This is a genomic window from Haloferax sp. AS1, from assembly GCF_014530665.1.
In the GTDB taxonomy this organism is placed as follows: Archaea; Halobacteriota; Halobacteria; order Halobacteriales; family Haloferacaceae; genus Haloferax; species Haloferax volcanii.
On the sequence record NZ_SPSA01000001.1, the window covers coordinates 2208589 to 2234016 of the forward strand.

Below are 25428 nucleotides of genomic sequence, written 5' to 3' on the forward strand. Positions count from 1 at the left end.
CGACGCGCCGACTTCGTTTCAGCATCTCCGACGACGGAACCGAACGCCACGCCTTCGGCGCTGGCCCTCGAACGACTCGTCATGGGCTACACGTGGCAGTACTACGACCTCGTACTTCTCGGCATCCTCGGGAGCCTCCTCGCCGGCGTCGTCGTCGGCCAACTCACGCCGATGGAGCCGCAGACGACGCTCGTCGGCTTCAGCGCCCTCGCCGCGGTCGTGATGGCGCACGGCCTGTTCGTCAACGGCCCCGTGGACGAACCGGCCGACCTCGGCGACGAGGTCGAGGCGCTGAACTGAGCCGGGCGACTGACGGCCGCCGGCCACCGCCACCGCCCGCAATCGGTCGCCGGCAGCCACCTCACTCGCCGTCGACGACGCGATTCGTGAGCGTGCCGACGCCCTCGTACCAGATTTCCACGTCGTCGCCGGGTTCGACCAGTCCGGGATTCGCCGGGCTGCCGAACGAAATCACGTCGCCCGGCTGGAAGGTGTAGCGCTCCGAGAGGAACGAGACCACTTCGGCGGGCGAAAAGAGCATCCGCTCGGTGTTGGCCTCCTGCCGGAGTTCGCCGCCGACGTGGGTCGTCATGTCGATGTTCGACGGCTCCACGTCGGTCTCAATCCACGGGCCGAGCGGCCCGGAGCCGTCGAACGCTTTTCGAGCCGTTCGGCCGGGCTGGTCGAGCGCGTCGAGGTCGTTGAGAATCGTGTAGCCGCGGACCACCTCGTCCACGTCTTCTTCGGCCACGTCAGAGCACTCGCGGTCGATGACGGCGGCCAGTTCGCCGGCGTACGTCAGCTCGTCGGTCCAGTCGGGGTACTCGATGTCCGCGCCGGGGTCGAGCACCGACACCGGCGGCTTGATGAACCAGTCGGGCTGGTCGGGGATATCGTAGTCCATCTGGTCGACCGTCGCCGCGTAGTTCCGGCCCACGCAGTAGAGCGCGGTCGGTTCGCAGGGCGCGAGCAACTCGGCGTCGACGCCGACTTCGTACTCCTCGCCGTCGGCCGTCACGACGCCGTCGTCGTACCGGCCCGAGACCACTCCGCCGTCGGTTCGAATCCGTGCCAATCGCATTACTCGCCCCTGCGTCGGCCACTCACTTCAAGCGACGTGTCTCCGCAAGCGGGTACGAGAAAACCGGACGCGCGGGCCGCCGCCGCGACTCAGTCGGTCGCGGACGCCCGATTCATCCGGGGCATCGACCGGTTCTCGCGGTCGACGAGGTTGTGGATGCGCTCGGTGCGCGTCGATTCGAACTGGCGCTGACACCGGGCGACGCCCGACGCGGAGTCGGCGGGGTCGACAGGGGCGGCGCGGTCGGGGGTAGTGGTCTCGCGTTCGGCGGACCGTTCGCGGTCGGTTCGCAGGGTCGGTTCGTAGGTCGGGGTGGCGTGTGTGCTCACGATTTCGGGATGGGTTCGGGTCGGTCGGACGGCTGTGCGGCGACGAGAAGAGTTAGCGACGTACGCGTACGACCGACATTGTTGTACCCGGCAGTACAGACCAATCTATAATAAATATTCATGTTCGAACAGCGGGCGCGTTCTCGGCCCGCGAACCGTCTGCCCGGCCGGAGCCTCGCCTTCACTCCCGCGAGTCGTACTCCTGATAGATGACGTGGCCGCAGGACTTGCAGTGCGAGGCGTCGGCGTCGTGGTAGGCCAGCCCGCAGTTCTGGCAGGTGACGTTGACCTTGTCGCGGTGGCCCCACTCCTTGACGATTTTGCTCGCCTGCCACGGGATGAGGATGACGCCCGCGAGGATGGCGGCGACCGTCACCCACCGCCCCGCCTCGGTCACCGGGACGATGTCACCGAAGCCGACCGTCGAGAGCGCGACGACGACGAAGTAGAAGGCGTCGCCGAACGACCCGATGTTGGGATTCACCCGGTGTTCGAACGAGTAGAACATCCCCGCGGCGACGAAGAAGATGGTGAGCACCGTCAACAGCAGTTTCATGACGCGGAGCGTCCCGACCGAGACGGTGCCGAAGAAGAACTCCTCGTCGCGCGTAAAGCGGTAAAACCGGAGGACGCGGACCACGCGAATCGCCCGCAGGAAGCCGATGTTGGCGGCGACCGACGAGACGGGAAGCACGAGCACCGCCAGCGTCGGCAGGATAGCCAGCAGGTCGACGAACGAGTAGACGTTGAGCAGTTCGGCGGTCCGGTCCCGCGCGCCGTAGAGTCGGAGGAGGTACTCCGCGAGGAACACGATGGAGACGGCGGCCTCGACCGACCAGAGCGTCGACTGGACCGACGCCGAAAGCGGGTAGGTCTCGGCGACGAACACCCCGACGAAAAGCAAGTTGAGCCCGAGGAGCGCGATGTCGATGGCCTTGCCGACCGCGGTTCGATGGTCGAGGAGATAGAACCTGACCACGTCCCGCGGCGTCTCGCGGCGCGACCTCCGCGCGTGACCGTCCATACACCGTCTTCGGGGCTGGGCTACTTATACAGTCGTCCGCGAGGTGATGGCCCGACGGCGGGGGGACCCGGCGGCGACCGTCTCAGAGGACGATAGCGCCCTCGGGGAGTAGCTCACGCTCGGTCCGCCGGGCCTCCTTGCCCTCCTCGACGAGCGTCGGCTGGTCGACCGGCTCCGAAAACCGGTTCGGGTCCGGTTCGACCCGCTTGAGCATCGACGAGAACACCGGCCCCTTCCGGCCGCCGGCGGAGGTGATACCGCCGTACTGTCGCTCCTCGAACGTCGACTCGTCGGGGCTGGGGAACTCCTCGCGGATGATTTCCGCGGTGTCTCTGATGTACTCGGCGGCCTCCTTCTGCGAGTAGAGGCTCTCGTTGTAGTAGCGCTCGGCGTACTCGTCGTCGAGTTCCTCGGTGGAGTGTTCCGGCGACTCGTAGAGGACGGACTCCGTGGTCGTGTGGCCGCTGGCGAAGCGGATGTTGACGGTGAAGCAGTCGGGATACCGCAGGATGATGGGGAAAAACAGCATATCGGTGACGGTGATTCGCTGTTGCATCCGCCAGAGCCCCTCGAAGTAGTAGGCCGTGAGCGCGCCGACGCGGTCGTCGCGCTCCCCGCGGTTGTACGCCATCGCAATCTCCTCGTAGTCGTCGCCGGCGATGTGTCGACAGCGTCGCTTGTAGCTCTTGGCAATCCCTTCGAGTTGCGTCTCGTAGGCTTCGAGCAGGGAGATGTCGGGGTCGGCGAGCATATCCGCCTTCCGCTCTTGGGCGTCCGCGATGTTCATCATGTTCTCGTGAAACAGCCGCTCGGCGTCCTCGTTCGGCAGCGGCGTTCTGACTGCCTGCCGGTACAGCACCCGCGTATCCCCGTTGAATGTGACCCGCTGCTCGCTCATCTCGTACACCGGTAAGGCTGCGGACAGAAATGAACTCGTCGGTAATCCGGACTCTTTCCCGACAGTCGTGAGACACGAACTATAACCCACCCGTTGAAACCGGAACCAGTTACCATCTGTTCGATGCGTGTCAGTCGTCGGTTGACGCGCGACCGTCCGCGCCGTCGGCGGCGTCCGCGGCGACCGACTCGTCGGCCGCGTCGAAAAGCGGGCTCTGGTCGCCCGGCGCGAGCGTGTTGAGCACGAGCGCCGTCAGCGCGGTCACGATGACCGGCTCGCCGAAGAACGTCGCGGCGGCCTGCGGGAGCCCCGAGAGCGCGTCGGGTCGCGTGGCGACGCCGAGTCCGAGGCCGAGCGAGGCGGCGACGACGACCATGTTGCGGCGGTCGAGGTTCGTGTGGAGGAAGACGAGGCGGACGCCGCTGGCGGCGACCATGCCGGCCATGAGCAGGACCGCGCCGCCGAAGACGGCGCTCGGGATGGTCGCGACCGCCGCGCCGACTTTCGGGCTGAGGCCGAGAACGGCGAGGACGACGCCCGCGATGCCGACGACGTAGCGGCTCATCACGCCGGTGAAGTTGACGATACCCACGTTCTGCGAGAACGAGGTGACGGGGAACGCGCCGAACACCGAGGCGACGGAGCTCATGAGACCGTCGGTAAAGAGGCCGCCGCGGAACTCCTCGTCGGTCGGGTTGCGTCCCTCGGCGGCGGTGATGCCGGACATGTCGCCGACGGTCTCCATCGCGGAGACGAGAAACAGGAACGCGAAGGTGACGATGGGGACGGGTTCGAAGGTGACGCCGAACGCCCCGGGGCGGGGAATCGCGAACCACGCCGCGTCGGCGACGGGCGAGAAGTCCACCACGCCGAGCGGGACGGCGACCGCGTAGCCGACGGCGATGCCGACGAGCGTGCTCAGGAGTCGCGTGATGCCGTCGGTAAAGAGGTTGAGCGCGATGGCGACCCCGAGGACGAGCGCCGCGAGGCCGATGTTGTGGGTCGCGCCGTAGTCGGCGGCACCGACCCCGCCGGCGGCGTAGTCCATCCCGACCGGGACGAGGTAGAGACCGATGATGACGACGACGAGGCCCGTCACCAACGGCGGGAAAAAGGGTTTGATGCGGTCGAACTGCCAGCCGATGAGTCCCTCGACGAGGAAGCCGGTGACGAGAATCGCGCCGAACACCGCGCTCAGGCCGTAGTCGACGCCGATGGTCGTCGCCGCGCCGACGAAGGTGAAGCTCGTCCCCATCACGATGGGGAGCCGCGAGCCGACCGGCCCGACGGCGTACGCCTGGACCACGGTGGCGAGCCCCGAAAACAGGAGCACCATCTGGACCACGTAGGCCGTGTCGGCGACGCCGAGACCGACCGCGCCCGCGACGATGAACGCCACGGCGGTCGCCGGGACGATCATCACCGAGACGTGCTGTATCCCGAGGAGAATCGACTCCAGCAACGGTGGCCGGTCGTCGATTTCGTATTCGAGGCCGAGTTCACCGCTCTCGTCTGCCATCTGTACTCGCCACGAGCGACTCCCGTTCAATAATAGTTTCGCGTTCGAGCGTATTTCACTGCACTTGGTGCGATGTATTGGACACAGACGTGCATACTTGACGGGCGAGTGGGGGAACTGACATCGCACCGACTGCACCGACTGCACCGACTGCAACTGGCTCCGCTCAGTGAATCTCGACGCCCTCTTCGTCGACGCTGATGTCCACGAGGCTCGTCGCCTCGTAGTCGGTGTCGTCGAGGGCGGTCTCGCCGACCTTCCGGATGGCGACGACGATGTCGGAGACCTCCGCGCCGATGTCGTCGAGCGCGCCGCAGATGGCCGCGAGCGTTCCGCCGGTCGAAAGCAGGTCGTCCACGATGAGCACGCGGTCCCCGTCTTCGATGTCGTTGATGAACATCTCCGACTCGGAGTAGCCGGTCGTCTGGTGGAGCGCGACTTCGCCGTCGAGACCGTACTCGCGCTTGCGGATGACGACGAGCGGCACGTCCGTCTGAAGGGAGAGCGCGGTGGCGATGTGGATTCCCATCGCCTCCGGGGCGACGATTTTGTCCACGTCGAGGTCGGCGGCGCGGGTGATGCCGACGACGACCTCGCGCAGGAGTTGCGGGTCGAGCATCGGCACGCCGTTGCTGATGGGATGGACGAGGTAGGAGTAACCGTCCTTGTCGATGATGGGCGCTTCGTGTAGGGACTCCTCGAGTCGCTGCATGGGGTCCGTTTCACGAATCGGCCCAAAAGTGGTTCGCTCTCTCGGGGACCGGCGTCGCCCCACCGCCGCCTAGAACACGCCGGGGGCGACGACGTAGACCAGAAGCGACCCGACGACACCGACGAACAGCGCGAAGACGACGGTCGGCACGACCACCTTCCGGAGGATGTCGCCCTCGCGGCCCGCGATGCCGATGACGCCGGAGATGGCGGCGATGTTGAGGACCGATATCATGTTGCCGACGCCGCCGCCGACGTTCTGAATAGCGACGACGAGCGCGCGGGAGATACCGACGTCGGCGGCCGCGTTGTACTGCAGGGCGTTGAACAGGATGTCCGACGTGGTGTTGCTCCCGGTGACGAACGTCCCGAGCGCGCCGATCCACGGGGCGACGACGGGAAGCGCCGCCCCCGCCCCTTCGGCTAACACCAACGAGAGGACGTTCATCATCCCGACGGTGTCGGTGGGGTTGATGCTCGACTGAATCATGACCTGCGTGAGCGAGACGGCGACGACGAGCGTCACCGCCGCCGTCGCGACCTGCCGCCCGGACTCGACCCAGGCGTCGGCCATCTCGCCGGCGTCCATCCGGTAGAACAGGCCGGTCAGGACGGCGACGGGGAGAAACGGCATCGTCCCCGGGAGGTAGAGATACGCCAGCGACCACTCCATCGTCTCGTACCCGAATATCCGGTAGGGGCCGACCGTGAACCCCTGTAAGACGGACACGAGGTCGAGCGTCGGCCAGCGCGTGACCAGTAACACGAGCGCGACGGCGACGTACGGTGCCCACGCCATCCAGACCGGCATCCGCTTTCGCGGTTCTTCGGTGTCGAGCGACGACGGGTCGAGGCCGCCTAACCACTCGTCGAGCCAGCCCCGCCGGTCGGGGAACGTCCATCGCTCGGACGGGACGAGCACGCCCCGGTCGGCCATCACGACGCCGACGGCGAGGACGGCGAACCCGGCGGCGATATCGGGGAGCGCCGGGCCGATGAACCACGCGACGGCGAGCTGCACCGCGCCGGTCAGCCCGCCGAGGACGAGCGCGAACGGCGCGATGGGCGCGGCGGCTCGCGCGGCCCCGCGAACCGACCGCTCGTCGTCGTCACCGAACCAGTAGACCAGCAGGAACACGCCGAGGAGCCCCCAGAACGCGAACGTCAGCCCGGTCATGACGCCGGTCCACGCCGAGACTAACTGCCGGAACGGCCCGCCCGCCATCGCCGCCGGGAGAATCGACTCGATTTGGCTGACGCCGCCGATAATCGGCGTCCCCGCGGCCCCGAACTGCGGGTTCGGCGCGTTGAAAAACAGCCCGAACACCGCCGCCGCCAGCGGCGGGAAGCCGAGGCCGATAAACAGCGGCGCGGCCAGCGCTCCCGGCGTCCCGAAGCCCGCGACGCCCTCGATAATCGTCTCGAAGCCGAGGCCGATGAGGAGCAACTGGATGCGGCGGTCGCGCTCCAGCCGGCGGAAGTACCACCGAATCGTCTCGATGGAGCCGCTGACCTCCAAGTAGTTCATGAGCAGAATCGCCCCGAAGACGATGAGGACGATGTTGAGCCCCTCAAGCGCGCCGTACACCGCGGCTCCCGCCCACGCTGTCGGCTCCATACCCCACACTGCGAACGCCAGCGCCGTCGCCAACACCCACCCGACCCCCATCGACCGCGCCGCCGACCACCGAAGCCCGGCGAGGAGGACGAACGCGACGACGATTGGGACGCTCGCCGCGAGTGCCAAAATCACGACTGAAGTCATTGTGTCTTTCTGTGTGTTTGTGACCGAGTTTGTTGTAGTACGCGCACCGTTCTCTGTCCCGTCGAACCGAAAGCAGGCTTAAGAGAGTCGAGCGACAAAGTCACCGGGTCGCGTGACACAGGCTACGGGCTGATGGACTTCGAGTGAGAAAGTGGCCTCGGCACTCATAGGGCTCCGCATCACCGAGTGCCTAGTTCGGTTCGGAACGGTGCCGTCGTCATCGGCCACCTCGCTCTCGCCTCGCAACCGAGTAATCACCATCGGTCTCGCCCGCCCCGCAACCGACTCACTCACGACTTCTCTAACACGGACACGTCGATGCGGGGATACTGCACGCCGCCCGAAATCGAGCCTTCGCCGGCGACGACGCCCCAGAACCGGACGCGCTCGTCGGCGAGCAGTCGAAAGCCGATGTCGTCGTCGAAGAACCGGCCGGTCGGCCAGCGAGCGACCACGTCGCCGCTGAGTCGCCCCCGGTCGTCCTCGACGGCGACGAGCGCCAGTCGGACCTCGTCGCGTTCCATCGTCTCCTCGACGCGGCCGGCGTAGGTGACGGCCGTCCCCGTGTACGTCTCGGGGCGCTCCCGGAGGTCGGCGTAAGGAATCGTCGTCGCGTTCGCCGGCGTCGAGACCGCAGTCGTTCGGTTCGGCAGGGTCGACTCCTCCGAGAGCGGCTGTGGCGTCGGGACCGACCACTCGACGGTCGGGAGGCGCACGTCCGGGAGGCGGGCGTCGAGCCACGCCACACGGCGGGCGACCGCGGCGCGGAGTTTCGGGGACCGCTGGACGAAATCGGAGACGCGCTCGACGGCGAGGTAGGTGACGAGGCCGCCGGCGACGTAGGTGCCGACCTTCGTGAGTGCCTCGCGGCGGGTGAGTCGGTCGGCCGCGTCGTTCTCGTCGGCCTCATCGTCTTCTGGGTCTTCGGCGTCGTCGTCGCCCTCGGAGCCGAGACCCCCGCCCTCGCCGTCGCTCGCACCGTCTCCCTCGGCGGCGAGGTCGCGGACGAACGACTCGACGCCCGTCTCGCGGATTTCGACGGCGATGGCCGGCGCGTCGAGGACGACGAGCCCGGGGCGGTGGGCGTCGGGTGCGACGCGGCCGCCGCCGACCGCCGCCACGTAGGGTTCGATACCGGCGCGCTCGCACCGCCGGACGAACGCGCTCGCCTTGTCCGCGGTGACAGTTCCCGTCGACGTCATCCAGATTCGGAGCTCGCGTTTCGCGCCCTCGGGCGTCTTCCCGACAGCGTCCACGTGCACGTCAGGACCGCGGAAGCGGACGCGCGTCTGGTAGCCCCGCGCCCTCCAGACGCGCTCGAAGACGGCGGCGAGTTCGACGTCGGTGCGGTCCGAAACGACCGACGTGAGACGGGGCGCTGTCATTGCGTCCGAGGTGCCGGGCGAGGCTGTTAGGTGTTTGCGCCCGGTTCTCGGCGTTGAGAACGCGCGGCCTCGGGAGCGGGCACGGACGCCGCCTCAGCCGAGGAATCGGACGGCGGCGTCGGCGGCCATGTAGCCGAGCCACTTCGACCACGTCACCACGAACCCGGGGAGGCGGCTGTCGAACGCCCCCGAGACGTAGGCGTACGACCCCGCCGCGCCGGGGAAAATCGTCGTCATCCAGCCATAGTTGAGCGCGATACTCATCGCCAGCAGCCCCGAGAGGACGACGACGAGGATGACGCTCGGTCCCGTCGTCGAACTCGCCGTGCCGAGGGTGACGAACAGCCCCGCGCCGAGGGTGCCCGCGCCACGGTGCTCACCGCGCCGAACAACCCGATGTCCCGCGAGAGGCTCCGTCCGTCGTTCACGTCTATCGATGACATGCTATCACATGGGTCAGTTGTCGCGTAAAGTACCCCTCCCTCTCATGAGTGGGGTGAGCGCCGACCCGTCGGCTTTCGGCCCGGAGAACCGAAACGCGGCGTCAGTAGTCTCCGAGCAGTTTCGATTCGGCTTTCCGGAGGTGTTCGAGGAGCGTCGCCTTCGAGATGTCCAACTCCGCCGCCAGCGACGCCGCGCTCACCTCGCGGGGCCACGTGTAGTAGTCGCGGCGGCGGGCCAACTCGTACACCTCGCGCTGGCGTTCGGAGAGCGCGTCGGTGCGGAACATGCCGCCGCCGTCTTCGGGTGCGGTGATGAGTTCCACGTCGATGTCGGCGTTTCGCTCCGCTCGAATCTCCTCTAGCCGCTCGTGGACCGTCTGGCGCGTCTCGTGGACGAGCACGGTCCAGCGCTCGCAGCCGCCCTCCATCCGAACCGGCTCGTCGGGGATGAACCCGCGGGAGACGAGGGCGTCGTTGATGGAGTTCCCGAGGTCGTAGCGGACGACGATGCCGCGGGCCGCGCTCCCCGGCACCCCGGCGTCGCCGTCGTGGTCGTCGGTCTCCCACACCGACTCGGTCAGTGGGGACTCGCGGACGGCTGCGAGCAGGTCGTCCACCTCCTCGACCGTGTCGGCGTAGGCGGTGAAACGCCCGTTGGCGAGGCCGTCTATCTCGTGGACGCCGTAACCGAGCAGGCCGCCGCTCGTCTCCGCGGTCACTTGGAGCGTCCAGCAGTCGGGGTGCCAGATGTCGAGACAGACGCGAACGCCCTGCGCACCCTTTCGTGCCATTCGTTGGCATGGAAGGATGCTCGCCGGGCAAAAAGGTATCCCACCTGACGCGACGGGCCGCGACGGCCGAGAGGGCGGACGGCCGCGGCAGTCGCGCCCGTCTGCGGCCGGTCGTGGTACCTCGCGGCGTTACTCGATTCGCTCGCGCGCCGCGGCGACGAGCAGCGGGAGCATGATGGTCGCGTCGCCGAGGACCGTCGTGTTGCGGGCGTCCTTCTCCAGTTTGCCCCACGAGCGCGCCTCGTCGAGCGTCGCGCCCGAGAGCCCGCCGGTCGCGGCGGGGTCCATCGTAATCTGGACGCCGTAGTCGTACGCGCCGGGCGTGACGAGCATCGTCTGGAGCGTGAAGTTCTTCGGGACGCCGCCGCCGACGAGGAGACAGCCGGCCGTGTCGGCGTCGTACGCGAGGTCGGTCAGCGGCGTCATGTCGGCCAGCGCGTCCAGCGAGAACGACGAGGTCTGCGAGTACATCCACGCCTGCAAGCCGAGGACGGAGTCCTGCACCGCCGGACAGTAGATGGGCACGTCGGCCTCGTAGGCCGCGGCGGCGACGCCGGCGTCCTCCTCGATTCCCTCGCGGTCGTTGACCTCGCTGTTGGCGCGACCGAGTTCGCGGCAGAGGGCGGCGATGCTGACGGTCCCCTCCGCTTCCAGCGCCGGGAACACCTCGTCGCGAAGGTGCGACTCGAACAGCGCGAAGTGCTCCTGCGGGAGGTAGACGTTGTAGATGCGGTCGACCTCCTCGTCGCGGAGCGTCTCGTCGTGCTCGCGTTCGGTCTTCTCGCCGTGGTGCTCGGCTCCGTGTTCCCGCGAGCCGTGCGAGGGGGAGCTGGACGGGTCCGGATGGGCCCGTCCGTGGTGGTGCTTGCCGCCGATGGCCTCGATGGCGTCGTGGGTGAGGTTCGCGCCCGTCGTCACCAGCGCGTCGACGTGGCCGTCGCGGATGAGGTCGGAGACGACCTTGCGCATCCCGGTCGGGACCATCGCGCCGGCCAGCGACATGAACACCGTGCAGTCGTCGTCGGCCAGCATCTCGGCGTAGATGTCGGCGGCCTCGTGTACGTCGGCCGCGCCGATGCCCGCGTGGCCGTACTGCTCGACCAACTCGCCGACGGTCATACCGCCGCGGACCTCGGCGTGGCCCAGCGGGTCGTGTTGGAACTCCTCGCGGTCCGGCATCTCGTAGCCGTCATCGTCGTGGTCGCTCATGCGAGGGAGTGCGTCGGCCGAGCGTTTGAACGCCCCGGTCCGACGAGGCCGTGCCGCGGGTTGGCAGGCGTTCGCTCGGCCTTACAGCCCGGTCGGATGGCTGACGTACTCGGTTTCGAGCCCCCACTCGTCTGCGAGGTCGCGCAGGCTTCGCACCCCGAACGTCTCGGTCGCGTAGTGGCCCGCGAGGAACACCGAGACGCCGGCCTCGCGCGCCTCGTGGTACACCTTCTGTTTGCCCTCGCCGGTGACGAGCGCGTCGACGCCGCGGTCGATGGCTTCGTCCAGCCAGTCGACGCCGGAGCCGGTGACGACTCCGACCGACGAAAGCTCGTCGGGGCCGAAGTCGAGGACGGTCGTCCCCGCGCTCCCGTCGAGTTCGTCGAGCGCCGCCCGAATCTCGTCGGCCGTCTGCGGCGACTCGAAGCTCCCCGTCTGCCCGATGTGAATCGGGCCGAGCGAGCCGAACGGCTCGGTGTCCCCGAGGCCGAGGTGGTCCGCGACGCCGGCGGCGTTGCCGAGTTCCTGATGGCCGTCAAGCGGGAGGTGCGAGACGTAGAGCGCGAGGTCGCCGCGAACCAGCGGCTCGATGCGGTCGAAGTCGCGGCCGGTCACTCGGTCGAGGCCGCCCCAGACGAGGCCGTGGTGGACGACGAGCAGGTCGGCGTCGGCGTCGAGCGCGGCGTCGATGGTCGCCTCCGCGGCGTCGACGGCGAAGGCGACTTTCTCGACCGATTTCTCGTCGGGGCCGACCTGCAAGCCGTTGGCGCTGGCGTCCACGTCGGCGAAGTCGTCGGTCGCGAGCGTCTCGTCGAGTCGGGCGACGATGTCGGAGAGCTGCATACCGGGGAGTGGTGGCTCGGGGACTTGTAAGGAACGGGACGGTGCGCGGTTCGGTGGTTCGCGATGTCGGCGGCGACGCGCGCGACTCGGCGGTTCGTGGCGACCGTCCAGCGGTCGGCGCTCCGCCCGACCGTCAGTCGCTTACGACCGCCCGGCGGCGTGCGAGAAGACGAACTCCCGGAGGAGCTTCGCCGCCAGCGACGCGGCCTGTCCGTCGTCGCGGTCGTTGACTTCCACCACGTCGAAACCGTCGGCGTGAGGTGCGACCGCTCGGACCACGTCTCGCATCTCCCGGGAGGTGAGGCCGAACGGCTCTGTGGTGCCCGTGCCGGGCGCGAACGCCGGGTCCGCGGCGTCGATATCGACGCTCAGATAGACGGACTGGTCGCCGTCGAACGCCGGCTCCCAGTCGGGGACGGCCTCGGGTTCGACCACGGTCACGTCGTCGGCCGCGGCGCGCTCCCACTCGTCTGGCGAGCCGGTTCGCGCGCCGAGAATCACGGCCTCGTCGACGCCGAGTTCGTCGAGGACGCGGCGGGTGACGGTGGCGTGGCTCCACTCGTTGCCGTCGTACGCGCGGCGGAGGTCGAGGTGGGCGTCGAGGCAGACGAACACGTCGGGGTCGACGCCGGTGACGCCGGCGGCGGTGACGGTGTGTTCGCCGCCGAGGACGACGGGGACGGCGTCGTCCCAGACGGCGTCGCGGACGCTCCCGGCGAGCCATTCGACGTACTCAGGTGCGTCGTCCCACGCGCGGACGTCGCCCGCGTCGTGGACGCGCAAGTCGGTGAAAAACTGGTCGGTGCGCCGGTCGTAGTCGTCGAACGACCCGGCGAACCGACGGATTCGATTCGGTCCGAAACGGGTTCCGGGTTCGAAGGACGTCGAGATGTCGAGCGGAGCGCCGAGAAGGACGTAGTCAGCGACCTCGCGGTCTGCGATTGCTCCGGGGAACATCTCTGTGGCCCCCGTTTAGACGATCTTTCGCTGGCCTTCGTACTCGAGGTACTCGATCTCGTCTTCGGGGTTGAGGTCTTCCTCCTCGGGGATGCGCATCGTGAACGTCTGGTACGTCTCGAGGTCCATAATCTGGGCGTCCTCACCGGTGACGGAGACGACCTGACCCTGCTTCCGCTCGATGATGGGCACCCACACCTTCGCGTCGACAGGCTGGGAGAGCGAGCGCTTCTTGCTGTCGAAGACGCCGCGGGCTTCGACGCGCGCCTTCGCGCTGCCGTGCTTGCCCGGCTTGGCGGTACTGTAAGCGTTGATTTTGCACGGCTTTTCTTCCATCATGACGTAGCTTCCTTCTTGGAGCTCGCGCACCTGCTTCTGCTCTTTCGCCATGTCTCTCCGTTATCGGATGGAGGGTATAAACGGTTTGGAACCGTCTTCGCACGCGAATCTCTGCCGTGGAATGCGCGGCCGTCGGCCGGTTCGGTCAGGCGTCTTCGACCGCGTCGACCTCGGCCATCTCCGGGTCGAACCACGTCCCCGTCGCGTCGCGTCTGGCGCGGCTCCCGAGCGCCCCGGACGCGACGTTCGGCAGCGCGAGCGCGAGCATGATGGCGGTCGTCAGCTCGCCGGGCGTCTCGACAAGCGGGATGACGTACTGGAACGGAAAGAGAATCGGCGTCCGTTCGAGAAACGTCAAAAGCACCGACAGCGGCATGAGCAGACAGCCCCAGACGACGCCGGCCATGAGGCCGTGCCAGCCGCCGTCGGCGGGGTCGGTGCCGACGACGTAGCCGGCGAGCGCGCTCCCCGTGACCCCGCCGACGAGCGTGAACTGCCCCGTCATCGCGTAGACGAGCGATTCGGTGCACGCGGCGAGACACACCCCCACGGACACCGCTCGCCACTCCGTCATAACCGAGAGTGTGTCCGCGAGAGCCGATAAACTTACGCGCCCGATTCTCAGCTTTGATTACTCTCTGCGGCGCTCTTTGAGGTTCTGCCGGGTGAACTGCGGCGTCGTCCGGATGCCCCTCCGCGAGCGGAACGACCGCCACAGGAGCAGGGCGACGACGCCCGTCGGTACGCCCGCCGCGCCGACCGCGACGAGGTTCTCCGGGTTCAGCGCGTAGATGATGACTGTCGAGACGAAGCCGAACGACAGGAAGATGCCGTAGATGAGTCGCTTCGCCAGCTTGTCGAGGACGCCGCGGTTGTCCTCCAGCCGGACGTTGAGCGTCAGGTTGTCGCGGTCCGCCCGGTCGAGGACGCGTTCGAGTTTGGGCGGCACGCGGAACAGCGACTGGGCGGTCTTTTGGCCCTGCTGGCCGACGCCCTCGATGATTTTCTGGACGCTCTCCTCGCGGTAGCCCTCCTCGGTCAGGTAGTCGGTCGCCACCGAGATGAAGTCGAACTCGGGGTCGAGCGTGACGCAGACGCCCTCGACGACGCCGGCGACCCGGAGCACGAGCGCGAGGTTCCGCGGGAGCCGAAGCGGGAACTCGTAGATGGTCGATTCGACCTGTTCGAGGATTTGGTTGACGCGGTACTGCTCGATGTCGTCGCCGCGGGCGTCGGCGATGGCGAGTTCCATCACGTCGCCCATCACCTGCCGGTCGACGTTCGGGCTGAGCGTCCCCATCTCGATGAGCGTGTCGAGGATGCCGTCGACGTCCTGGTTGGCGACGGCGATGTAGAACTCCACGATTTTCTCCTGGATGAACGGGTCGACCTCGCCGTGCATCCCGAAGTCGTAGAAGATGATGCGGCCGTCGTCGGTCACGGAGAGGTTCCCCGGGTGGGGGTCGGCGTGGAAGACGCCGTCGTCGACGATCATCTGGAGGTAGATTCGCTGGAGGTTCGTCGCCAACTCCGTGCGGTCGATGCCGCGGTCGTCCAGCGCGTCGATGTCGTTTATCTTGGTTCCGGGGAGGTACTCCATCGTGAGCACCCGGTCGCCGGAGCGCTCGGGAATCGGCTCGGGGATGACGAGCGTGTCGTCGTCCGCGAAGTTCTCCTGAATCTCGACGAGCGTCTCGGCCTCCTCGGCGTAGTCCATCTCCTCGCGGATGGTCTTGGCGAACTCGTCGGCGAGGTTCTCAAGCGAGAACGCCCGCCCCTCACCGATAAAGCGCATGAGAAGCGGCATCGACCACCGAATCACCCGGAGGTCGGCCTCGACGAGGTCTTCGATGCCGGGGCGACGGACCTTGACGGCGACCTTCTCGCCTTCGTACTCCGCGACGTACACCTGACCGAGGCTCGCGCCGCTTATCGGGTCGCTGTCGAACGCGTCGAACGCTTCTTCGACCGGGCCGAGTTCGGCTTCGAGGACGGCCTTCGACTCGTCCCACGGCGCGGCCGGCACGTCGTCTTGGAGGCTGCCGAGCACCTCGATGTACTCCGGCGGGAGGATGTCGGGGCGCGTCGACAGGAGCTGTCCGAGCTTGATGAACGTCGGCCCGAGCGTCAGTAGCGACTCCAGGAGGACGTCGGCGCGCTCGACGCGCATCTCGGTCGTGACGCGTCGGCCGCCGCCGAACAGGAGGTACTTCCGCTTGTCACGGGTGTACGCGACGATGAGCGGAAAGAACTGATACAGGACGACGAGGAACCGCCAGTAGGCGCGGAGGTTGACCAGCGTGACCACCCGCCTCGTCAGGCGTCTTCGTCGCCGGTGGTAATGGGGATGGTCCGCTCGGAGGCGGCCTCGCGCTTGGGGAGCCGGATTTCCAGCGTCCCGCGTTCCATCGACGCCTCGGCCTCGTCGGCCACGGCGTCAGGCGGGAGGGGAACTTCGGCGTCGAGGAACAGCGGTCGTTCCTCGCGGACGTAGTCGAACTCGGCGGGAAGCTGTTTGTCGCGTCGCGCTTCGACGACCAATCGGCCTTTCTCGACCCGAAGCTCCGCCGTCTCGGCGGTCACGCCCGGGAGGTCGAGGACCAAGAGGTAGGCCGTCTCGGACTCCAACAGGTCGGCGAACACCGCGTCCGGGAGGTCGGACAGCGCGTCGCGCAGTGCTGACATGAACGCTCATAGGGAGCCGGGGTCGAAAAACCCGGCGGTCTCGCGCGCTCGCGCGAGCGCGAGACACCATCGTCCGGTTCTGGAATCGCCAGCCGCCGCGCCCGAGGCCGACGCTTTTTGCCCCCCGAACCGAAGGGTCGGTATGAACCACGACGACCGACGCACGGCCGGGTTCAAGCAACGAACGCGGCTGTCGGACGCCCGCGAGGAACTTCTCGCGGCGGCGACGCCGCACGACCGAACCGTGCGCCGACCGCTCGCCGAGGCCGACGGCCGGGCGCTGGCCGAGGACGCGGTCGCCCCCGCCGACGTGCCCGGCTACGACCGCGCCGCCATGGACGGCTACGCCGTCCGCGCGTCGGACACTTTCGGCGCGAGCGGCCGCTCACCGAACGTCCTCCGAATCGTCGACGGCCCGGTCGAACCGGGGACCGCCGCCCGCGTCCACACCGGCAGCGACGTGCCCGACGGGGCCGACGCCGTCGTGATGGTCGAACACACCGAGCGCCTCGGCGACGAACTCGAAGTGTTCGACGCGCTCGCGGAGGGCGAGAACGTCGGGGAGCGCGGCGAAGACGTCCGCGAGGGAACCCCGCTGTTCGAGGCCGGTCACGAGCTTCGCCCGTCGGACATCGGCCTGCTTCGCTCCGTCGGCGTCGAGGAGGTGACGCTGTTCGAGCGCCCCCGCGTCTCCGTCATCCCGACCGGCGAGGAGCTCGTCGAGTCCGACCCCGGCCCCGGCGAGGTCATCGAGACCAACGGCCTGACCGTCTCCCGGCTGGTCGAACGCTGGGGCGGCGAAGCGAGCTACCGCGACATCGTCGTCGACGACGCCGACCTGCTCCGCGAGGCCGTCGAGTCCGACCTCGACCACGACGTTGTCGTCACCACCGGCGGGTCGTCGGTCGGTGAACGCGACCTCATCCCCGAGGTCATCGACGATATCGGTGAGGTGTTGGTCCACGGCGTCGCCCTCAAACCCGGCCACCCCGTCGCGGTCGGCGTGGTCGAGGGCACGCCCGTCGTGATGCTTCCCGGCTACCCGGTCGCCTGCGTCGTCAACGCCTTCCAGTTCCTCCGACCGGTGCTGAAGCACGTCGGCTCGCTCCCCGAGCGCCCCCTGCCGACGCAGGAGGCGACGCTCACCAGAAAACTCCCGAGTTCCCCCGGCACGCGGACGTTCGCCCGCGTCAAACTCGACGCGTCGGGCGACGAGCCGACCGCCGAGCCGACCCGGACGAGCGGGTCGGGCATCCTCTCCAGCGTCGCGCTCGCGGACGGCTGGGTCGTCGTCCCCGAGGAGATAGAGGGCTACGACGAGGGCGACACGGTCGCCGTCGAGGGCTGGGAGTGGTCCGCATGAGAAAGCAGTTCCGCGACCTCGCCTCCCCCGAGGACGCCCGCGAGGCCATCGCGTCGCTCGACCTGACGCCCGACGCCGAGACCGTGGCGCTCGACGACGCCCGCGGCCGCGTCCTCGCCGAGCGCATCGACGCCGAACTCGACGTGCCCGGCTTCGACCGCGCGAGCATGGACGGCTACGCGGTCCGCGCCCGCGACACCTTCGGCGCGGACGAGTCCGACCCGGTCGAACTCGACCTCGCCGGAGCGGTCCACGCCGGCACCGAACCGGACGTGGCGGTCGACTCCGGAACCGCCGTCGAAATCTCCACCGGCGCGGTGATGCCGCCGGGCGCGGACGCCGTCGTCATCGTGGAACGAACCGAGGAGCGAGACGGCTCGCTCGTCGTCTACTCGTCGGTCGCCCCCGGCGACAGCGTGATGCCCGCCGGGACCGACATCGCCGCCGGCGCGCGCGCCCTCGGCCCCGGGACGCGCCTGACGCCCCGCGAAATCGGCCTGCTGTCGGCGCTCGGCGTCGACGAGGTTCCGGTCCGCGGGAAGCCCACCGTGGGCATCGTCTCGACCGGCGACGAACTCGTCCGGCCGGGCGACGAACTACGCCCCGAGGCGGGCGAAATCTACGACGTGAACTCCTACACCATCGCCGCGGGGGTCGAGGAGGCCGGCGGCGTGCCGAAGCTCTACCCCCACGCGGGCGACGACTACGAGGAGATGGAGCGCCTGCTTCGGCGGGCGGCCGACGAGTGCGACCTCGTGCTCTCGTCTGGCTCCACGTCCGCGAGCGCGGTCGACGTCATCTACCGCGTGGTCGAAGAGCGCGGCGAACTCCTGCTGCACGGCGTCTCCGTCAAGCCCGGCAAACCCATGCTCGTCGGCACGCTCGGGGAGGGGAGCGCCTACATCGGCCTGCCGGGCTACCCGGTGTCGGCGCTCACCATCTTCCGGACGTTCGTCGCGCCGGCGGTCCGCGACGCCGCGGGCCTTCCGGAACCCCGGACCGCGACGGTCGAGGGGACGATGGCCGCCCGCGAGCGGTACGCAGAGGGCCGGACGCGGCTCATGCCCGTCGGACTCGTCGCCGACGGCGACGGCAACACGCTCGTCTACCCCGTCGACAAGGGGTCCGGCGCGACGACGAGCCTCGTCGAGGCCGACGGCGTCGTCGAGGTCCCGGCCGACGTGGAGTACCTCGCGGAAGGCGAGTCGGTGACGGTCCACCTGTTCTCGCCCGACGTTCGCGCGCCGGACCTGCTCGGCGTCGGCGAGGACGACCCCGCGCTCTCGCGCGTCCTCGACCGCGTGTCGTCGCCGCGGTATCTCCCGTTCGGCTCCCGCGAGGGCCTGCGACGGCTCCGAGACGGTATCTCGGACGTGGCCGTCGTCGCGGGCGACCGGGGCGACGCCATCGACGACATCGACGCGGTCGAACTCGGCTCGTGGACCCGCGAGTGGGGCCTCGTCGTCCCCGCCGGCAACCCCGACGGCGTGTCCGGCCTCGCGGACCTCGTGGACGACGACCTCCGCTTTATCAACCGGGATTCGAACTCCGGCCTGCGGACCGACCTCGGCAACGCGGTCGCCGCCCTCGCCGACGAGCGCGGGACGACCCGCCACGAACTCGTGGAGTCAATCGAAGGGTTCGACCGCGGGACGAAGGCGTTCGAGAGCCCGGCGCGGACGGTCGCCGCCGGCCGCGCCGACGCGGGACTCGGCCTCCGCGCGACCGCCGACTCGCTCGGACTCGACTTCGTCTCGCTCGGGACACAGCCGGTCGCCGTCCTCGCGAATCCGGCCCGGATCGAGAAACCCGGCGTCGACTCGCTCCGCGACGCGCTCGCGGCGAGCGACGATGCCTTTGCCGACCTCGCAGGGTTCGAGAGGGGCCAAACACCCCGGTAACCCTTTAGGAAGTCGCCGCGAGCGGTTCAGATAGTCGCGTTCCGCTGAAGTATAAACTAAGTGGAACGTTTTTATCCACGTAGCGTGTATAACTGGTATATGAACCGCCCGCTAAAGGTCCTACACGTCGACGACGACCCCGAGATGCTCGCCCTCTCGGCCGCCGCGTTCCGCCAACTCGACGCCGTCTCCTTTCTCACCGCCGAGACGGCGACGGAGGCGCTCGACGTCATCGCCGCCGAGTCGGTCGACTGCGTCGTGAGCGACTCGCTCGTCCTCCCCAACGGAGTGCCGCTCGTCAAGGCCGTCCGACAGGAGCACGCGGACATCCCCATCCTCCTGTTCACGGCGAAAGAATGGCCAGAGGTTGCCGATGTCGCCTCGACCGCCGGCGTCACCGAGTACGTCCAGAAGGCCGGCCCCGGCGACCTCGCGACGGTCCTCCAGCGCGTGCGCGGCATCGTCGACGACGACAGCGCCGACTCCGCGCTCGCCGTCGGCGCCTCCGCGGTCACGCAGGCCCTCGAAGACCACGCCGACGCGGCCGCCGAGGCCACGTTCGGCCTCGACGATAACTGGGAACTCGTCGGGCAATGGTTCGGTGACGAGGAACTCGGCATCGTCATCGTGGAAGCCGTCGAGTCTTACGGCGGACTCTCGGCCATCGAGACGCCGCTGTACGAGTACATCGACACCGACGCGCTCGAAGAACTGCTCCGACCCGTCGTCGAGGACGAAGAGCGCCCCGGCATCGAGGTCCGGTTCCCGTACGAAGACGTTCAGGTCGCCGTCACGAGCACCGGCGACATCTTCGCCCGCCCGACGCCCGAACACACGCTGTCCTGAGCGTCGACTCTTCTCGGCCGTTGCCCCCGCGATTCCCGTGGACTCTGTCTCTGTGAGCGGAATCGGCCGACCTATCCGGAGCGAACGAGGTCGTCGAAGCTCTCGACGCGGTACTCCCCGAGCACGCAGCGCCCGCGGTGTTCCGGACCGTGGCGCTCGACGTGGATGCCGTCCAAACCGGCGTTCCACGCGGCCCCGATGTCGCTTTCGCCGTCGCCGGCGAGCACGCCCGCGGTGCCGCCGTCGGTCAGGAGCCGGTCGTCCAACCCCAGCCCACCGATAGCCCGCCGCACCGGCGCGGCGTCGGGTTTCCACCCCGTCTCCTCGGTGCAGCAGACGACGGTGTCGAACCAGTCGCGCACGTCGAGATGGTCCAACACGGGGTCGGTCAGGAACTGCTGACAGTGCGTGACGATGCCGACCGGCCGGCCGGCGGCGTGAATCTCCTCGATGAGGCGCTCGGCGTCGTCGTGGAGGTACGTCACTTCGGCTCGCTTTACGGGGTCTTCCTCGCGGTGGAACGCGGGCCAGAACTCGGCGGGGTCGATGCCCCACTCGCGGAGCATCGGGTCGCGCGCGCCGCCGAGTCCGTGCCAGATGGTCTCGGCTTCGCGGTCCGTGAACTGACGACCCAGTCGGTCACCGACGCGGTCGAACACGTCGCGCGTGTACGACCACTCGGCGTCGACGAGGGTTCCGTCGAGGTCGAACAGCCAGAAATCGTAGTCATCGGCGACCATTCGGACAACACAGTACGTCAGGCGTGGATAAATGTCTTGCCCCGCGTCACGAATCGCTCGATTCGACGCGAATCGCGCTCCCGAAGTACTTGTGGAGCACCTCGCGGACCGAGTCGGCGTTGAACGCGTCGAGGTCCGCGGCGACGGCCTCGCGGAACGCGTCCAGCGACGCCTCGTCGGCCCGGACCTCGGAGAACGAACACGAGACGACGGGGGCGTCGAGCCACGACGACGCGAGGTCGCGGGCGTGCCGCTCGTCGTTCACCTCGCCGCGCCACAGCGCGTCGCGGAACAACAGCCAGCCCTCCTCGCCGGGCGGCGGCGGCGTGATGCGGACCGTCGTCTCGAACTCCCGCGGGTCGGTCTCGACACCGGCGGCGGCGTCGAGGCGGAAGCGAACCCGGAAGACGTAGGTGAGTTCCGCGGTCTCCCCGTCGCTCACAGCTCGTCGTCGAACAGGTCAGCGAGTCGGAGGTCCTTATCCGTGATGCCGCCTTCCTCGTGGCTCGTGAGGCGGACTTCGACCTCCTGGTACCGAATCGTTATCTCGGGGTGGTGGAACTCCTCTTCGGCCACCTCGCCCACGCTGGCGGCGAACGCCACGCCGTCGAGGTAGTCGTCGAACTCGTAGACGCGGACGATTTCGTCGCCGTCGCGTTCCCAATCCGACCCGAGCTGTGCGTCGATTTCGTCGTCCGAGAGCAGCTCTGCCATGCCGAACCCGTCGGGTGGCACCCCGATAAGGATTCTGCCGGATTGTCAGGTGTCGCCCGCGCGGACGACGAACCGCGGCCCCGTCAGGAGCCGTCGTCGCTCGCGGTCGCGGCCGCGGACGACGCGTCCCGTCACCGAGACCTCGTCGCCGCGGGCGACGACCCCCGTCACTTCCTCGCCGCCGAACGCGACGTGCCCGCCCGGCGGGACGCGAACCCGAACCTCGCCGGTCGCGTCGCGGAGGACGAACGGGCGCGTCGCACGGCCGACGACCGGCCGACCGCCGTCCCCTCGTCGGCCGTCGCCGGCGCTCGCCTTGCCCCGCCAGACCTCGACCGCCGGCCCGTCGCCCGCGACGCCCGCGACCGTGCCGACGACGGTCGCCCGAGCGACGCCGTCGAGGTCGTGAACTCGTCGTTCCGGGGTCGCCCCGACGAGGCGGCGACGCGCTCGCGCCCGGAGGCGGTTCACGAGACGCCGGCCGACGGCCGGGAACGCGCTGGCCGCGGCTCCTCGGTGGTCGGCGTCGAAACGGGAGCCACACACGAGGCTCGTCGCTTTCGGTCGGCGTGGTAACATCGTCGCGGAGTGGTCCCGCGTTCGGATAAGAAGGTTCGGTCGTCGGCCGCTTCGGCCGCCGTCAGTCGTCGGAGAGCTGTTCGAGAACGCGCCGCGGGACCTCGCCTTCGAGCGCCTCGCGGTCGAGGTCCTCCGGCGGCTCACCCGAAAACTCGATGGACGGTCCGGACGGCTCGGACGGCCCGGCCGACTCCGACGCCCCGAGGTCGCCGAAGTCGGGATTGAACAGCTGCATGGCGGTCTGGATGGTCGTCCAGTCGTCGTCGCCGGCGGCGTCGCGGAGGCTCTTGGTCGGCGCGGCGAGGATTTGGCCGACGAGCGCGTCCGCGAGCGACTCGACCGTCTCGCGTTGCTCGTCGGTGAGGTCGCCCTGCGATTCGAGCTTCGACAGCGCCGTCGACACCTCGCGGCGCTTGACGTGCTCTGCGGCCTCGTACATCGAACTGATGGCCTCGTCGGCGCGCTTGCGCTTGTAGGCGGCGAGCAGGCGGTCGAACTCCTCGTCTATCATCGCCTCGACCTCGCTGGCGGCGCGCTCGCGGCGCTCCGCGGTCCGGTCGGTCACCGTCTCCAAATCGTCGATGTCGCGGACGCGGACGCCGGCGAGGTCGCTGGCGTCGGGGTCGACGTCCCGCGGCTGGGCGATGTCGATGAGCATCGTCTCGCCGGCGTCGTCCAACTGGTTCGGGGTGACGACGTAGTCGGGGCTGCTCGTGGCCGTGATGACGAGGTCGGCGTCGCGGAGGCGACCGCCGAGGTCGCCCAGTCCGACGGCCTTCGAGACGCCCGGCACCTCGCGGGCGAGGTGGCGGGCGTTGGCGACCGTCCGGTTCGCGACGACGAGGTCGCCCACGTCGACCGACGCGAGCGCCTTCGTCGCGAGCGTGCCCATCTCGCCGGCCCCGACGACGAGGGCTTCGACCTCCCCGATGGGGGCGTCGAGTTCGGCCCGCGCGAGCCTGACGGCGGCGCTCCCGAGGGAGACGGCCCCCTCGTTGATGGCCGTCTCGTCGCGGGCGCGCTCACCGACGTGGACGGCCTTCATGAGCGCGTCTTCGAGCATCGGGCCGATGGCGTCCTGTTCGCGGGCGGCCTCGATGCCGGCTTTGACCTGTCCGAGAATCTGGTCCTCGCCGAGGACGAGCGATTCGAGCCCCGACGCCACGCGCATGAGGTGGCGGAGGGTCTCTTCGTGGTCCATGTGGCGGACGCTCCCGTCTCGAACGTCGGGAGCGAAATCGTCAAGCGCGCGGCGGCCGTCGGCCGCGTCGTCGGTGACGACGTACGCCTCGGCGCGGTTACACGTCTGGAGCGAAAACGCCTCGGAGACGCCGTCGCGGGCGAGGAGTCGCTCGACGACGGTCTGAACGTCGTCGCTCGACGCGGCTTCTATCTCGCGAACGCTGGCCCGGTCGTGGGCGACGCTCACACCGGAGATGACGCCCGAATCTCTCATGAATCACCTCGCTGTGTGTCTCGTATCACGCGCGCTGCCTCTTGGCGGGGATTTGCATCGCCGGTACGTAAAGCCTTCCAAACCGACGGGTCTCGCACGACCGCGCGAATCGCATCACGGCGCTCGGCCGGCGACCGGTCGGACGCCTTGAGCTCCGCCCGAAGCTCCGCGGTCAACGCGGCCATCTCGCCGGCTCCCGCCAACTCGGCTTCGACGCGCTCTCGGAGGTGCTTCGAGAGCGCCGGGCTCGCCCCGCCGGTCGTAATCGCGACCGACACGTCGCCGTCCTCGACGGTGGCCGGGACGACCACGCTCCCCGCGTCGCGCTCGCCGCTCCGGTCGGCCCGGTTGACGAGTGCGCCGGCGTCTCGGGCGGCTGCGACGACCGCGTCGTTCACGTCGTCGTCGTCGGTCGCCGCGACGACGAGCGCCGGGGCGAACCGTTCGACCCAGTCGGAAACCTCGTCGGGCGCGGGGGCCGCCCGGACGCGTTCCGCGTCGCCGAAGTCGCGGTCAGCGAACGCGGGGCTGACGACGACGGTCCGCGCCTCGCGGGCGAACCGGCGGGCCTTCCGCGCGCCGACGGGCCCCCCGCCGAAGACGACGACCGTCTCGTCGGAGAGGTCGTGGACCAGCGGAATCATCTCACTCCGTGTTCGCCTCGGCTCGTTCGTCCAGTCTGATTCCCGTCTTCTTCAGGATGCGCGTCGAAAACAGGGTGTCCCAGTCGTCGTCGCCCACGTCCCAGTAGTCGCTCATGACCTCGCGCACCTGCTCGATGCGGGCTTCGCTTTCCGCCTCGGAGCGGCCGTGGGTCATGGCGAAGAAGTTGTACGGCCAGACGCCCTCGTGTCGCGGCCGGCGGTAGCAGTGGGTGACGAAGTCCAGCGAGGCGATTTCGGGGCCGACCTCCATCACGAGGTCGTCGGGGACGTTCCAGACGGTCATCCCGTTTTCCGAGTAGCCGAGCGCGTAGTGGTTCGGGATGACGCCGACGCGGCGGACCTTCCCCTCCAGATTGAACCGCTTGATGGTCTCGACGACCCACGACGGCTCCTGTCCGATGGCCGCCGCCACGTCGGCGTAGGGCGTCTCCGTAATCGGCAGGCCGCCCTGAATCTCCATGACGAGGTCGCGCTCGTCGGGCGTCAGGGTGCGCGCGTCCGTCGGCTCCACGTCGGGGCCGAGGTGCGAGAGGTCGAGGTCGCCGTCCGAGATGGGACCGTCGAGGAGGAACTTCGCGCCGACGTGGAACTCGTGGCGCTTGGGCATGTTGTACGTCGCTTGGCCCGTCTCGTCCTCGATGTCACCGAGCACCTCCTCGACCCGCGACTCGTCGGCGACCGAGACGACGAACCACATGTTCAGGTGGGGATGCTCGCGCTCGTAGTTGTGCGCGACCTCGCGGTGGTCGTTCACCTGCTCGGCCACCTCGTCGAATCGCTCGGGCGGCGCGTGCATGGCGACGAGCGTCGCCGTGCCGCCGATTTCCTCGGCGTTGACGAGCGCGCCGAACCGCGAGAGAACGCCCTCCTCGTCGAGCGTCCGCACCCGCTCGCAGAGGTCGGCCGCCGACACGTCCACCCCGCGCTCGCGGAGCGCGGCCGCCGCTGGCTCGAAGGGACGTTCGACGACGGGGAAGCCGCCCTGGAAGGCGTTGACGATGGCGCGGTCGAGACGAGAGAGGTCCGCGTCCGCCTGTATCATGGGCGTCACTCGGGATGCGAGGCGGATAAACGCCTCGCTTGTTCTCACCGCGGCGAACAGACCCGAACGCCCGGCGAGCCGTCCGTGAACGCTCGACGCGGGCGGCGCGAGCGCCCGGCCCGTGGGGTAAAAAAGGACGTTCG

Annotated in this window: 27 protein-coding genes and 1 pseudogene; 4 read left to right on the forward strand and 24 right to left on the reverse strand. The window is 68.8% G+C overall.

Going from position 1 to position 25428, the window contains the following annotated elements:
• The first annotated feature begins 81 nt into the window (after nucleotides 1-81).
• Complete coding sequence (locus E4P24_RS11595; protein ID WP_004062665.1) at nucleotides 82-300, forward strand: hypothetical protein; 219 nt, start codon at nucleotides 82-84, stop codon at nucleotides 298-300.
• A 61-nt stretch (nucleotides 301-361) separates the two neighbouring features.
• Here E4P24_RS11595 and E4P24_RS11600 read toward each other — a convergent pair whose 3' ends face one another.
• From E4P24_RS11600 to E4P24_RS11680, 17 genes and pseudogenes are all read right to left on the reverse strand, one after another.
• Nucleotides 362-1081, reverse strand: coding sequence for a fumarylacetoacetate hydrolase family protein (locus E4P24_RS11600; RefSeq protein ID WP_115860938.1), 720 nt, complete (start codon nucleotides 1079-1081; stop codon nucleotides 362-364).
• A gap of 89 nt (nucleotides 1082-1170) precedes the next feature.
• Nucleotides 1171-1410, reverse strand: coding sequence for a hypothetical protein (locus E4P24_RS11605; protein WP_006601294.1), 240 nt, complete (start codon nucleotides 1408-1410; stop codon nucleotides 1171-1173).
• A 181-nt stretch (nucleotides 1411-1591) separates the two neighbouring features.
• The gene (locus E4P24_RS11610) at nucleotides 1592-2434 is read right to left on the reverse strand and encodes an ion transporter (protein WP_115803029.1); all 843 of its coding nucleotides are present in this window, start codon (nucleotides 2432-2434) and stop codon (nucleotides 1592-1594) included.
• 82 nt (nucleotides 2435-2516) lie between these two features.
• The gene (locus E4P24_RS11615; protein ID WP_004062661.1) at nucleotides 2517-3332 is read right to left on the reverse strand and encodes a hypothetical protein; all 816 of its coding nucleotides are present in this window, start codon (nucleotides 3330-3332) and stop codon (nucleotides 2517-2519) included.
• A gap of 130 nt (nucleotides 3333-3462) precedes the next feature.
• Nucleotides 3463-4851: a uracil-xanthine permease family protein gene (locus E4P24_RS11620; RefSeq protein ID WP_006601296.1), complete on the reverse strand. Its 1389-nt coding sequence runs from the start codon at nucleotides 4849-4851 to the stop codon at nucleotides 3463-3465.
• A 166-nt stretch (nucleotides 4852-5017) separates the two neighbouring features.
• A complete protein-coding gene (gene hpt / locus E4P24_RS11625; RefSeq protein WP_115803027.1) occupies nucleotides 5018-5563 on the reverse strand; it encodes a hypoxanthine/guanine phosphoribosyltransferase in 546 nt (181 codons plus the stop codon).
• Nucleotides 5564-5632: 69 nt separating this feature from the next.
• A complete protein-coding gene (locus E4P24_RS11630) occupies nucleotides 5633-7327 on the reverse strand; it encodes an L-lactate permease (protein ID WP_049921570.1) in 1695 nt (564 codons plus the stop codon).
• A gap of 290 nt (nucleotides 7328-7617) precedes the next feature.
• On the reverse strand, nucleotides 7618-8712 hold the full coding sequence (locus tag E4P24_RS11635) for a hypothetical protein (protein ID WP_115860936.1): 1095 nt from the start codon (nucleotides 8710-8712) through the stop codon (nucleotides 7618-7620).
• Between the two features lie 108 nt (nucleotides 8713-8820).
• Nucleotides 8821-9155, reverse strand: a pseudogene (locus tag E4P24_RS11640) (amino acid transporter); the annotation flags it as partial.
• 101 nt (nucleotides 9156-9256) lie between these two features.
• The gene (locus E4P24_RS11645) at nucleotides 9257-9946 is read right to left on the reverse strand and encodes a helix-turn-helix domain-containing protein (protein ID WP_115891462.1); all 690 of its coding nucleotides are present in this window, start codon (nucleotides 9944-9946) and stop codon (nucleotides 9257-9259) included.
• Between the two features lie 129 nt (nucleotides 9947-10075).
• The gene (locus E4P24_RS11650; protein WP_004062654.1) at nucleotides 10076-11155 is read right to left on the reverse strand and encodes a deoxyhypusine synthase; all 1080 of its coding nucleotides are present in this window, start codon (nucleotides 11153-11155) and stop codon (nucleotides 10076-10078) included.
• 81 nt (nucleotides 11156-11236) lie between these two features.
• Entirely contained in the window at nucleotides 11237-11998 is a 762-nt protein-coding gene (locus tag E4P24_RS11655; protein WP_115891463.1) for a Nif3-like dinuclear metal center hexameric protein, read from the reverse strand.
• Nucleotides 11999-12139: 141 nt separating this feature from the next.
• Nucleotides 12140-12955 (reverse strand): agmatinase, encoded by an 816-nt coding sequence (gene speB, locus E4P24_RS11660; RefSeq protein ID WP_115860930.1) that lies wholly within the window; start codon nucleotides 12953-12955, stop codon nucleotides 12140-12142.
• A 15-nt stretch (nucleotides 12956-12970) separates the two neighbouring features.
• Entirely contained in the window at nucleotides 12971-13345 is a 375-nt protein-coding gene (locus tag E4P24_RS11665; RefSeq protein WP_004062652.1) for a translation initiation factor IF-5A, read from the reverse strand.
• Nucleotides 13346-13439: 94 nt separating this feature from the next.
• A complete protein-coding gene (locus tag E4P24_RS11670; protein WP_004042194.1) occupies nucleotides 13440-13868 on the reverse strand; it encodes a DUF5518 domain-containing protein in 429 nt (142 codons plus the stop codon).
• Nucleotides 13869-13925: 57 nt separating this feature from the next.
• The gene (locus E4P24_RS11675; protein ID WP_008605327.1) at nucleotides 13926-15602 is read right to left on the reverse strand and encodes an AarF/ABC1/UbiB kinase family protein; all 1677 of its coding nucleotides are present in this window, start codon (nucleotides 15600-15602) and stop codon (nucleotides 13926-13928) included.
• Nucleotides 15603-15610: 8 nt separating this feature from the next.
• A complete protein-coding gene (locus E4P24_RS11680; protein ID WP_115803006.1) occupies nucleotides 15611-15979 on the reverse strand; it encodes an Hsp20/alpha crystallin family protein in 369 nt (122 codons plus the stop codon).
• 142 nt (nucleotides 15980-16121) lie between these two features.
• Between E4P24_RS11680 and glp the strand changes: the two genes are divergently transcribed.
• The 3 genes from glp (at nucleotide 16122) to E4P24_RS11695 (ending at nucleotide 20089) form a co-directional block, all read left to right on the forward strand.
• Nucleotides 16122-17342, forward strand: coding sequence for a gephyrin-like molybdotransferase Glp (gene glp / locus E4P24_RS11685; RefSeq protein ID WP_115803005.1), 1221 nt, complete (start codon nucleotides 16122-16124; stop codon nucleotides 17340-17342).
• Nucleotides 17339-19243, forward strand: coding sequence for a molybdopterin biosynthesis protein (locus E4P24_RS11690; protein WP_188148504.1), 1905 nt, complete (start codon nucleotides 17339-17341; stop codon nucleotides 19241-19243). The genes glp and E4P24_RS11690 overlap by 4 nt, the downstream gene beginning before the upstream one ends.
• A 99-nt stretch (nucleotides 19244-19342) precedes the next feature.
• Nucleotides 19343-20089, forward strand: coding sequence for a response regulator (locus tag E4P24_RS11695; protein ID WP_008575417.1), 747 nt, complete (start codon nucleotides 19343-19345; stop codon nucleotides 20087-20089).
• Nucleotides 20090-20160: 71 nt separating this feature from the next.
• Here E4P24_RS11695 and E4P24_RS11700 read toward each other — a convergent pair whose 3' ends face one another.
• The 7 genes from E4P24_RS11700 to E4P24_RS11730 all read right to left on the reverse strand — a co-directional run bounded on the left by E4P24_RS11700 (nucleotide 20161) and on the right by E4P24_RS11730 (nucleotide 25285).
• Complete coding sequence (locus tag E4P24_RS11700; protein WP_004062646.1) at nucleotides 20161-20829, reverse strand: HAD family hydrolase; 669 nt, start codon at nucleotides 20827-20829, stop codon at nucleotides 20161-20163.
• Nucleotides 20830-20875: 46 nt separating this feature from the next.
• A complete protein-coding gene (lwrS, locus tag E4P24_RS11705) occupies nucleotides 20876-21271 on the reverse strand; it encodes an LWR-salt protein (RefSeq protein WP_008575420.1) in 396 nt (131 codons plus the stop codon).
• Nucleotides 21268-21543 carry a 4a-hydroxytetrahydrobiopterin dehydratase gene (locus tag E4P24_RS11710; RefSeq protein WP_004042202.1) on the reverse strand — a complete coding sequence of 92 codons (276 nt, stop codon included), beginning with the start codon at nucleotides 21541-21543 and terminating at the stop codon, nucleotides 21268-21270. The genes lwrS and E4P24_RS11710 overlap by 4 nt, the downstream gene beginning before the upstream one ends.
• A 45-nt stretch (nucleotides 21544-21588) precedes the next feature.
• Nucleotides 21589-22122: a hypothetical protein gene (locus E4P24_RS11715; protein ID WP_223173929.1), complete on the reverse strand. Its 534-nt coding sequence runs from the start codon at nucleotides 22120-22122 to the stop codon at nucleotides 21589-21591.
• Between the two features lie 61 nt (nucleotides 22123-22183).
• Nucleotides 22184-23578: a glutamyl-tRNA reductase gene (gene hemA, locus E4P24_RS11720; RefSeq protein WP_004062643.1), complete on the reverse strand. Its 1395-nt coding sequence runs from the start codon at nucleotides 23576-23578 to the stop codon at nucleotides 22184-22186.
• On the reverse strand, nucleotides 23575-24222 hold the full coding sequence (locus E4P24_RS11725) for a bifunctional precorrin-2 dehydrogenase/sirohydrochlorin ferrochelatase (RefSeq protein ID WP_004062642.1): 648 nt from the start codon (nucleotides 24220-24222) through the stop codon (nucleotides 23575-23577). The genes hemA and E4P24_RS11725 overlap by 4 nt, the downstream gene beginning before the upstream one ends.
• A 1-nt stretch (nucleotide 24223) precedes the next feature.
• On the reverse strand, nucleotides 24224-25285 hold the full coding sequence (locus E4P24_RS11730) for an Lrp/AsnC family transcriptional regulator (RefSeq protein ID WP_144858814.1): 1062 nt from the start codon (nucleotides 25283-25285) through the stop codon (nucleotides 24224-24226).
• Between the last annotated feature and the right edge of the window lie 143 nt (nucleotides 25286-25428).

What these genes read in the sequence shown, in the direction of transcription:
- E4P24_RS11690 (WP_188148504.1), top strand. Translation starts at nt 17,339, where the DNA reads ATGAGAAAGCAGTTCCGCGACCTCGCCTCCCCCGAGGACGCCCGCGAG.
- E4P24_RS11655 (WP_115891463.1), bottom strand. Translation starts at nt 11,998, where the DNA reads ATGCAGCTCTCCGACATCGTCGCCCGACTCGACGAGACGCTCGCGACC.
- E4P24_RS11595 (WP_004062665.1), top strand. Translation starts at nt 82, where the DNA reads ATGGGCTACACGTGGCAGTACTACGACCTCGTACTTCTCGGCATCCTC.
- E4P24_RS11680 (WP_115803006.1), bottom strand. Translation starts at nt 15,979, where the DNA reads ATGTCAGCACTGCGCGACGCGCTGTCCGACCTCCCGGACGCGGTGTTC.
- E4P24_RS11670 (WP_004042194.1), bottom strand. Translation starts at nt 13,868, where the DNA reads ATGACGGAGTGGCGAGCGGTGTCCGTGGGGGTGTGTCTCGCCGCGTGC.
- hpt (WP_115803027.1), bottom strand. Translation starts at nt 5,563, where the DNA reads ATGCAGCGACTCGAGGAGTCCCTACACGAAGCGCCCATCATCGACAAG.
- E4P24_RS11710 (WP_004042202.1), bottom strand. Translation starts at nt 21,543, where the DNA reads ATGGCAGAGCTGCTCTCGGACGACGAAATCGACGCACAGCTCGGGTCG.
- E4P24_RS11730 (WP_144858814.1), bottom strand. Translation starts at nt 25,285, where the DNA reads ATGATACAGGCGGACGCGGACCTCTCTCGTCTCGACCGCGCCATCGTC.
- E4P24_RS11665 (WP_004062652.1), bottom strand. Translation starts at nt 13,345, where the DNA reads ATGGCGAAAGAGCAGAAGCAGGTGCGCGAGCTCCAAGAAGGAAGCTAC.
- E4P24_RS11700 (WP_004062646.1), bottom strand. Translation starts at nt 20,829, where the DNA reads ATGGTCGCCGATGACTACGATTTCTGGCTGTTCGACCTCGACGGAACC.
- E4P24_RS11695 (WP_008575417.1), top strand. Translation starts at nt 19,343, where the DNA reads ATGAACCGCCCGCTAAAGGTCCTACACGTCGACGACGACCCCGAGATG.
- E4P24_RS11615 (WP_004062661.1), bottom strand. Translation starts at nt 3,332, where the DNA reads ATGAGCGAGCAGCGGGTCACATTCAACGGGGATACGCGGGTGCTGTAC.
- E4P24_RS11650 (WP_004062654.1), bottom strand. Translation starts at nt 11,155, where the DNA reads ATGAGCGACCACGACGATGACGGCTACGAGATGCCGGACCGCGAGGAG.
- E4P24_RS11635 (WP_115860936.1), bottom strand. Translation starts at nt 8,712, where the DNA reads ATGACAGCGCCCCGTCTCACGTCGGTCGTTTCGGACCGCACCGACGTC.
- E4P24_RS11620 (WP_006601296.1), bottom strand. Translation starts at nt 4,851, where the DNA reads ATGGCAGACGAGAGCGGTGAACTCGGCCTCGAATACGAAATCGACGAC.
- E4P24_RS11645 (WP_115891462.1), bottom strand. Translation starts at nt 9,946, where the DNA reads ATGGCACGAAAGGGTGCGCAGGGCGTTCGCGTCTGTCTCGACATCTGG.
- hemA (WP_004062643.1), bottom strand. Translation starts at nt 23,578, where the DNA reads ATGAGAGATTCGGGCGTCATCTCCGGTGTGAGCGTCGCCCACGACCGG.
- glp (WP_115803005.1), top strand. Translation starts at nt 16,122, where the DNA reads ATGAACCACGACGACCGACGCACGGCCGGGTTCAAGCAACGAACGCGG.
- speB (WP_115860930.1), bottom strand. Translation starts at nt 12,955, where the DNA reads ATGTTCCCCGGAGCAATCGCAGACCGCGAGGTCGCTGACTACGTCCTT.
- E4P24_RS11610 (WP_115803029.1), bottom strand. Translation starts at nt 2,434, where the DNA reads ATGGACGGTCACGCGCGGAGGTCGCGCCGCGAGACGCCGCGGGACGTG.
- E4P24_RS11715 (WP_223173929.1), bottom strand. Translation starts at nt 22,122, where the DNA reads ATGTTACCACGCCGACCGAAAGCGACGAGCCTCGTGTGTGGCTCCCGT.
- E4P24_RS11725 (WP_004062642.1), bottom strand. Translation starts at nt 24,222, where the DNA reads ATGATTCCGCTGGTCCACGACCTCTCCGACGAGACGGTCGTCGTCTTC.
- E4P24_RS11600 (WP_115860938.1), bottom strand. Translation starts at nt 1,081, where the DNA reads ATGCGATTGGCACGGATTCGAACCGACGGCGGAGTGGTCTCGGGCCGG.
- E4P24_RS11630 (WP_049921570.1), bottom strand. Translation starts at nt 7,327, where the DNA reads ATGACTTCAGTCGTGATTTTGGCACTCGCGGCGAGCGTCCCAATCGTC.